Here is a 7,629-nt window from a genome sequence, read left to right as displayed (position 1 = left end):
CCTCGTCTTATCGCCCCATTTTCTCGTCTTATCGCCCCATTTTCTCGTCTTATCGCCCCATTTTCTCGTCTTATCGCCCCATTTTCTCGTCTTATTTTTTTGCAAACCCTATTAGTTACAGGGTTTGCAAAATCCTAAAGATTTTAAAAGATCTTTAAAGATATAAAAAACAACAACAATATATATCATATATATATATATAATATAGTAGTTATCTCAAATTTTAATTTTTAAATTTTTGTGTGTTTTTAATTCTTTAAATTCAAAACATCAAGTTTAAAACCACGAAACTAATGAAGAGTTTATTCTTTATGGAAAACTATTTCCATTCTAAGGCTCCTAAAATCAATTTTCAGACCCTGGATTCAGATTCAAGGCATAATTCTATATTTAATATCAAAATTGAAATTAAGGCAATTTGAAAGCTTTATACGATTATCTATAAAATAATAATTAGGTGATAAAACAGATGAATTCTTTTAGTAACTACAAAAAGCTAGTGAACCTATAAAATACTATAGGCTCACTAGCTTAATTTCTTTTTTAAAATCTTTAATTATGTGTCCGTGTATGTCGGCATAATTGAATTAAATAACCAGCTGTTGCTAAATCAAAAGGCGGACTCTTGAAAATCTGTTTTTGTTAGATTCTATATTGTTCATATAATTTTAGTGTTAGTCTGGGAGTTATTATTAGGGAAATAACACTATAATATCAACAAAAAATAATATAATCCTTGCAATAGTTAGCAAGGACTTGTAAAATATAAGTATCACATTGAATTTAAAACATTAAAATAGAATAAAAAAGACCACTACTCCTAGGTTGGACGCCTGAATGTATACAAACTTATACATTGAGAGTAGTGATCTTAATATACTTAGTATATTTAACTAATGTATATTTATTATACCTAAGTTAAATATTTTAGTCAAGGATAAATAGTATATTAAGAGATAGTTAAAAATTAGCAAATAGAGAGAGTCGCTAGTCCAACCTAGAGGCTCTCTTTTTATATATAGGTATAAGTGAGGTTAAAGGAATAACTCACTATAATAAAAAACTGCTAGGCTTACCCCCTAGATTCTCCCCTGTCAGATAGGAGAGGAAGGTGGTTCCCAGAAGTATTCTTTAGAAATACGGTTTGTGACTGTCGGTGTGTGGGGGTATATGCAAAGATCGTGGTGATCTACTAGGTAATACGCCGCCTGGGCTAGTTTGAGCATATAACGTTTAACGTGGCTATACTGGAGACCTCAATGGCTCCATACAGGGGTAATCTTCCCTTAGCTTCCTTTGGTTCTTATTTTATTTTCAAATAAGAGTCAGGGGGGGGCTGCCTGTTTCCTAAACCACCACCAGGGGTAGTCTTCTCTACGTTTTGCTGATAGTTTGCTTGTAGGGAATGACGATTTGGAGGAATTCCCGAAACAAAAAAAAACAAAAAAAGGCAGCCAGGGGTATGTTTTTTTATTTTAATTTTTTATTTTAGCATTTGATGTGGGATTTGGCTTGCTTGGTCTAAGGCTTGTATAGTAGCATCAGCCATATTTAATAAGTCTTTAACTTGTTTTACCTGTCCGTTTAGAAAGTGAAAATGTTCTGAAAATACTTCTGTATTACCAAAGAAGACAAATAGGATTAATAATAATAATAGAAAATCATTATTAAATAAATTTTGGTTGTTGTTTAGATGGTTATCTTTACTTTCTTTAACTTCAGTTTTTTCAATTTCAAACTCTTCCATTTTTTCCTCCTCCTTTGATTTTAAATTTATTTAAAAGGTTAACCCCATTATTTTTCATGTTACATAGTATGAAAAAAATATAAAAATCGTTACATTTCAAGCAATTTTTAATATTTTAATTAATATATTTATAAAGAAAGAGAAGGAGGGATTGTATGTATAAGGATGAATATTTGTTTTTACCAGAAGCTAAAACTGTAGATAAACTGTTGAGTGTATTTAATATTCAGTCACAACAACAATTAGCTCCTAATGAGGTAATTAGTATTTTAGGGTTATTAAATTTATTAAATTTAGTAGGTATTGCTCAGGAGGGGGTAGGTTTAAGTAAGAACTCATTAAATAGCTTAGTAACTAAGTCTGAGTCAATAAATGAACAACAGATCCAGGAAACTCTTCAGCAATTAAATAAAAACAGCTCACAGAATAATTTGTTAAAAAATTTAACCGATATGTTTAATAGTAATCAATCAGGCTCTGCACTTGAAAATTTGTTTGGGATGATTGGAGAGAATAATAGAGGAAATAATAGTTTAGATCCTACTTTAATGTTGAAGTTGATGAATTTAGTTAATCAGATTAAAGAAAATAAGAGCAATAAGAAGGAAGAACAGCAAGAAGCTAATAATCCAGTTAAATCAGAACCTTATAGCAAAGAAGATGACCAAGATTAATTAAAAGGCTACCAAATAATTTGGTAGCCTTTTAAAATTGATTTAATAATCCTAGAATTTTTTCTGTTTGTACTTCTTGTTCCTCACCTTTGTAAGGTTCCTTATAATTATCTGATTTAAGTTGTATTTCACTTGAGCTTAATTTTTGAAGTATTTTGTGGTTTTCTTCTATAAGTATTTTTAATTCTTCTAAATTTTTGTTGTAATTAGAATTTTGAGGATTGAGGTTTGAATCATTAATTAATGATTCATTATCTTCTATTTGTAAATAAAATTTAATAATTTTTCTTAAAAATTCAGATTTATTATTATATTTTTTTAATTCTTTTTCTATTTTATTAATCTCTTCGTTTGTAAAGAAGTTTTCTGTTATACGTACACTTAAGAAGAGTTTAGGCATAATTATCCCCTTCTATCCTTCATTAGTAGTTGCTGCTACTTCTTCAGTGGCTTGATTTGTCCTTTCCTTCAATTTAGCTTTTAATTCTTCTTCTCTTTTTCTATCTAAAGCTTTACCTAATTTTATGTAGCCACGGCAGTTACTAAATTGAGGTTCATTATCTATTCTTTCACATGGAAAGTCTTCTAAATATTTATTAACGTTTTCAAATAGTAATATTGTAGCTCCCCCAGTGATTAAAATTTTATCTATCATTAAAAATGATTCCCAACGATTTTTGATTTGCAAGGCGATATCTTTAGCTAATTTATCAATAGAATAATCCTTAATCTCTTTAAATTCGTATCTCTCATTTCTAACTCTAATAAAATCTTTACCTGCTAAAATCTGTTTTTTAATTAAATCTTGAGAAATATCTATATCTAAAGAATCTTGAATTTTTTTAAATATTCTAGTTCTTACACCATCATTAAAAGAAATAGGAGAGTCTTTGATTAATTCTCCATCATTAAAAGCTACACAATCAATAGTAAGTCCTCCTAAATCTATAATTCCTAAGCCACCTTCTATATTTGTAGTTACTAGACCACTATTATCCATAATGAAGTCATAATATGAAGCTAATCCTTGGGGAATAACTGTCGCTTTCTTTATTTCGATCTCCTTAGAAATGAATTGGTTTTTAATATTTTTAATTTGAATAGTAAAAGTATTTACTAATTCTTTTTTAAAATAATCTTTGTGTTTTTCATAATATTTAATGGGTAAGCCTGTAACTAGATTTTTAATAACTATCTTATCAGCTTTAGGAAAAAGTAAAGATATTCCTGATAATAATTTTGCAAATTCTTCAGGTTCTTTATATTTTTGATCAGATAAAGAGTAGCCTATAGAAGATGATCGTTGATTTAATACATAGTTTCCAACTCTGTAAGTGTTAAAACTATCATCATTATAACCACGTATGATTTTATCTTGAATTTTAATAATAATTTTATTTATATCAAATTTTTCTAGCAATTCCTCATTTTTAAGGACTTCTAAGGAATTTTCTAATAAAATTCCTTCCTCCTCTTCTTCAACCAAAGATGGAAAAACTATTTTTTTATCCTTAGCCATCATTTTTACTGAATCGTATCCTAAATCCACTCCAATAACTCTAATTTTTTCAGTTCGCATAAAGTGTCCTCCTTGTAGATAATAGCGTATATAAATTTAATAGTATTACTTAACACAACCTATCTTCCATATTATCCCAAAACATCACAAATGTATTATACAGTTATTCCCTTTGGTTGTCAATAAAAACCTGTAAACATCTGTCAACATTAGTTGCTATAGTATTTAACCTTTATTTTATGAATCTAAAATAAAAAAAGTGTTTACATTTGTAAACACTTTATCTTTTATAGGGTAAATGTTTATCTTGATTCTTTACCATAAATTTAGGCTTATTATTAATTTTATCTAAATAATTTTTATCTTTTTTGCCTATATATTCTCTTTTACCATTTTTATAACTATACCAATAAGGTCCATGCCCTTCTTTATCTTGGCCATTACATTTTTGACAATTAGATTTATTACAAAATACCTTCTCTAGTCTGAAATAAATCCCATATTTATTAATATAAGCATCAATTAATTGCTTAGAACTTTTAGATTTTTTTACTTTTTTATAGTAATTATTAATTAAACTCTTAGCTTCTTTTAATTCCTTTAAATTTAAAGACTCCAAGATCTGCTTCAATTTATCTAAAGACATTATTTTCTCCTTTCAATACAAATTAAATAAAATAAAACCATGGAAAATTCCATGGTTTTATTTTAAAAATATTAATTTTGTTGTTGAGCTAACATATTGTTTAAAAATTCATCTAAATCTTTCTTTCTTACAATCCATTTTCCTCCTAATTTTATACCAGGAAGTTCTCCATTGTTAAGCATATTGTAGATTGTAGTTTCACTTCTGTTTAGATACTCAGCTACATCTTTAACAGTTAAGTTCTCTTTATTCATCTTATAACCCTCCTTATTAGTTCCTATTAATTTAATATGTATATTGAATTTTTAAGTTAACACCTGTTATTTTATTGAGCAAATAGAAAAAATATCAGGATGATTATATTATACTATTATCTGACATAACTTTCAATAAATTTAATTAAAAAACAAAAAAATATTCAAATTGTTATTTTAGTATGATTTCTTTTATTAAATCTAACATTTAAACTCGACTTTATAGCTAAAGTAATGTTAGTTTAGTATATTATATAATTATGATTCAAACTTTATATAAGTTTTTTTAATATTAAAGCGAATGGGTCATAAGAAGGAAAGTTATATAAGGGTATTTTCATATTACTCATATATAATGTACCTATTAAAATTAAATCTAATAATGCAGAGAAGCTCTTTATAATAGAAAGTTAGTATAGCTTAACAAGTATAATTGATATTTCATCTGAATAAAAATTCAAAAATACTAATTATAAAAATTCAAAAATATTTATAATTGTGTATATAAATACAAGTTAAAACTATAAATGTAATTCATAATTTTAAAATATATAATTATTGGTCTTATTTTTATATTTTATTTCGTTATTTTTAGATTTTGTGAATTAATATAAAAAATAATCTTATATATGTTAATTAATATAAGACAAATTAATACTGATTTTATTTGGAGACATCACTTCATAAAAACAGTTATTGACCCTTGATGTAGATATATTTTTTTAATAGTCATCTTATATTTCATTAATTATCTAAGATGATTTAGACTGAGCTAAATCTAAAGAATCTATTTGTCATTATAACTAAACGGTATATTATTTTTTTCTATAAACCATCTTGATACACATAAAATTTGATCTTCTTTCCAAATAAGGCTTTTAGGAATCCAATATTTAACTGTTTGTTCAATTCCCTCAAAATTAGCTTTAATATTTAAATGGACAGCTTTAGTAGTTTCTCTCTCAATAGTAGTTAAACAATAGTAATATTTATTTTTTTCTCTTAAAGAATATTTAGTATTCAAAGGAAAATAACAACCATATTTATATTTATGAAAGTGTTTATTTTTATTAAATAAGTTTACTTTTTTTATAATTTTATTTTTATTTACCATATTACTCTACTCCTTGATAATAAAATAAAAAACTACTACTCTCCTGTAGTGGCTATTTTGTGTGAGTAGTAGTTTTCTTTTAATTTAATTTATAATTAGTATACCTAGATACAATAATTAAGTCAAATATAAATAATAAACTATACTAAAAAATAGAGAGTATCTAAAAAGTGTTTAAGATAATTTTGTTTGATATAATTAAACTGTAACTAAATTATTTAAATTAGGAATGGATCAGCTTAACTTGGTCGATTAGCTAGTCCTCTTTTTCTTTTATAAAATAAATACTGTGTTCTTGTTTTAGATTAGTTTCCATTTCTGTTTGAATTGCTTCGATAATATAATTTTCTTTTGTTGTCTTAAAAAAAGGAAGTTGCATATCATAGCCTTTTAAATATTTCTTTTTCTCTTCACTGCCTAATTTAGAGTACTTTTTTTTAGCTAATTCTTGGGCTTTTAATTTAATCTTCTTTAATAGTTCTTGTTGTTCTCGTTTATGATATTCTATTTTCTGTTCTGTTTCTTCTCTTACTTTTTGTTTTTCAAGTTCAGTTCGTGAATAATGTCCTAAGTTACAGGAACTCATCAAGTAAGACATAAAATTTTTCGGTTTCTGCTTTTTAGCATATTTTATATCTTCTTTAATATATTCAAAATTGTGCTTTCTAAGTAATTTTGAAAGTATACTTTTATTTACTTCTATTTGCTCATCCTTTGGTAGCTGTTCAAATAAAAATAATACTTCATTTGAATAATCCTCGTTTTTTCTAATTTGTGCTTCTGTTTCTTCTAGTTTTTGCACTTGTTTAGTTGGTTGCACTTGTGGGTTATTATCTATATGGAAGTCGATATAAGCTATTTTTCTTCCCTGCTTTTCTGTGTCATAGGATAGTTTAATATCAGTTTTTTTTGTTATTTCTTTACATGCTTTATCTAAAACATGTTTTTTCAAATCATACATTCTGTTATAAGTATCTTCTGTGTTAGTTCTTTTTCTAAATGTCTCTATGGTCATTTTAGGAATTTTAAATTTTTCATATCTTATTGCTAGTTCATAAAGTATAACAGAATATTTACATTTTAATTTACTAAGTTGTTGTAAATCAAGTTTAGTAAAAAAATCACAGTTCTTTAAAGCTTGTACAATTCTCCAATTCAATGAGTATTCAAATATGTTTTCTTCTTTTTCTACACATTCTAGCAAATGAAATAAAGACCAATTATTTTTATTTTCTTTATCTACTACTTCTACCACTATTTTCATAAGTTTTTGCAATTCTTCTTTTATATACTCATAATCTTTTTTATCAATTCCAGCCATATCTACTAATTCTTTAAATGTTATATTAAAAAGATACTTGTTACCCTTATTGATATCAGTATATTTTATCTCATTACTAAATTTAACTTGTGTCTGAGCTTCTACCAAGAAAACATTGTAAGATTTTTGTTGTATTACACTTATACTCTCGCGAGGTAGCAAACTTATTAGTTCATTGGGTTTATTTAATATCTTCTTTTTCATTTTTTCACCTCTTAATCTATAATATACCACAATAAAACGAATTGATCAAAATCCACCTCGTCTTATCGCCCCATTTTCTCGTCTTATCGCCCCATTTTCTCGTCTTATCGCCCCATTTTCTCGTCTTATCGCCCCATTTTCTCGTCTTAT

The 7,629-nt window shown here is 26.3% G+C and carries 8 protein-coding genes; 1 reads left to right on the top strand and 7 read right to left on the bottom strand.

Features of this window, described 5'->3' with window-relative positions; all coding sequences use genetic code 11:
* Window positions 1-1,483: 1,483 nt before the first annotated feature.
* Window positions 1,484-1,747: a hypothetical protein gene (locus BX659_RS18155; protein WP_097019631.1), complete on the bottom strand. Its 264-nt coding sequence runs from the start codon at window positions 1,745-1,747 to the stop codon at window positions 1,484-1,486.
* 155 nt (window positions 1,748-1,902) lie between these two features.
* Here BX659_RS18155 and BX659_RS18150 point away from each other — a divergent pair, with 155 nt between their 5' ends.
* On the top strand, window positions 1,903-2,421 hold the full coding sequence (locus tag BX659_RS18150) for a hypothetical protein (RefSeq protein ID WP_097019632.1): 519 nt from the start codon (window positions 1,903-1,905) through the stop codon (window positions 2,419-2,421).
* Between the two features lie 31 nt (window positions 2,422-2,452).
* Here the strand turns inward: BX659_RS18150 and BX659_RS18145 are convergent, their stop codons facing one another.
* The 6 genes from BX659_RS18145 to BX659_RS18120 all read right to left on the bottom strand — a co-directional run bounded on the left by BX659_RS18145 (window position 2,453) and on the right by BX659_RS18120 (window position 7,479).
* Window positions 2,453-2,821 carry a hypothetical protein gene (locus BX659_RS18145; protein WP_097019633.1) on the bottom strand — a complete coding sequence of 123 codons (369 nt, stop codon included), beginning with the start codon at window positions 2,819-2,821 and terminating at the stop codon, window positions 2,453-2,455.
* Between the two features lie 12 nt (window positions 2,822-2,833).
* Window positions 2,834-4,000, bottom strand: coding sequence for a ParM/StbA family protein (locus BX659_RS18140; protein WP_097019634.1), 1,167 nt, complete (start codon window positions 3,998-4,000; stop codon window positions 2,834-2,836).
* 220 nt (window positions 4,001-4,220) lie between these two features.
* Entirely contained in the window at window positions 4,221-4,586 is a 366-nt protein-coding gene (locus BX659_RS18135) for a hypothetical protein (RefSeq protein ID WP_097019635.1), read from the bottom strand.
* Window positions 4,587-4,657: 71 nt separating this feature from the next.
* Entirely contained in the window at window positions 4,658-4,840 is a 183-nt protein-coding gene (locus BX659_RS18130) for a helix-turn-helix domain-containing protein (RefSeq protein WP_068719852.1), read from the bottom strand.
* Between the two features lie 787 nt (window positions 4,841-5,627).
* On the bottom strand, window positions 5,628-5,954 hold the full coding sequence (locus BX659_RS18125; protein ID WP_097019636.1) for a hypothetical protein: 327 nt from the start codon (window positions 5,952-5,954) through the stop codon (window positions 5,628-5,630).
* Between the two features lie 256 nt (window positions 5,955-6,210).
* Window positions 6,211-7,479, bottom strand: coding sequence for a replication initiation protein (locus tag BX659_RS18120; RefSeq protein ID WP_097019637.1), 1,269 nt, complete (start codon window positions 7,477-7,479; stop codon window positions 6,211-6,213).
* Window positions 7,480-7,629: the final 150 nt, after the last annotated feature.

The sequence above is a fragment of the Orenia metallireducens genome, assembly GCF_003001995.1.
Classification (GTDB): Bacteria; Bacillota; Halanaerobiia; order Halobacteroidales; family Halobacteroidaceae; genus Orenia; species Orenia metallireducens_B.
The sequence above is the reverse complement of the archived record's forward strand: the minus strand, read 5'-3'. Positions and strand labels throughout refer to the sequence as shown.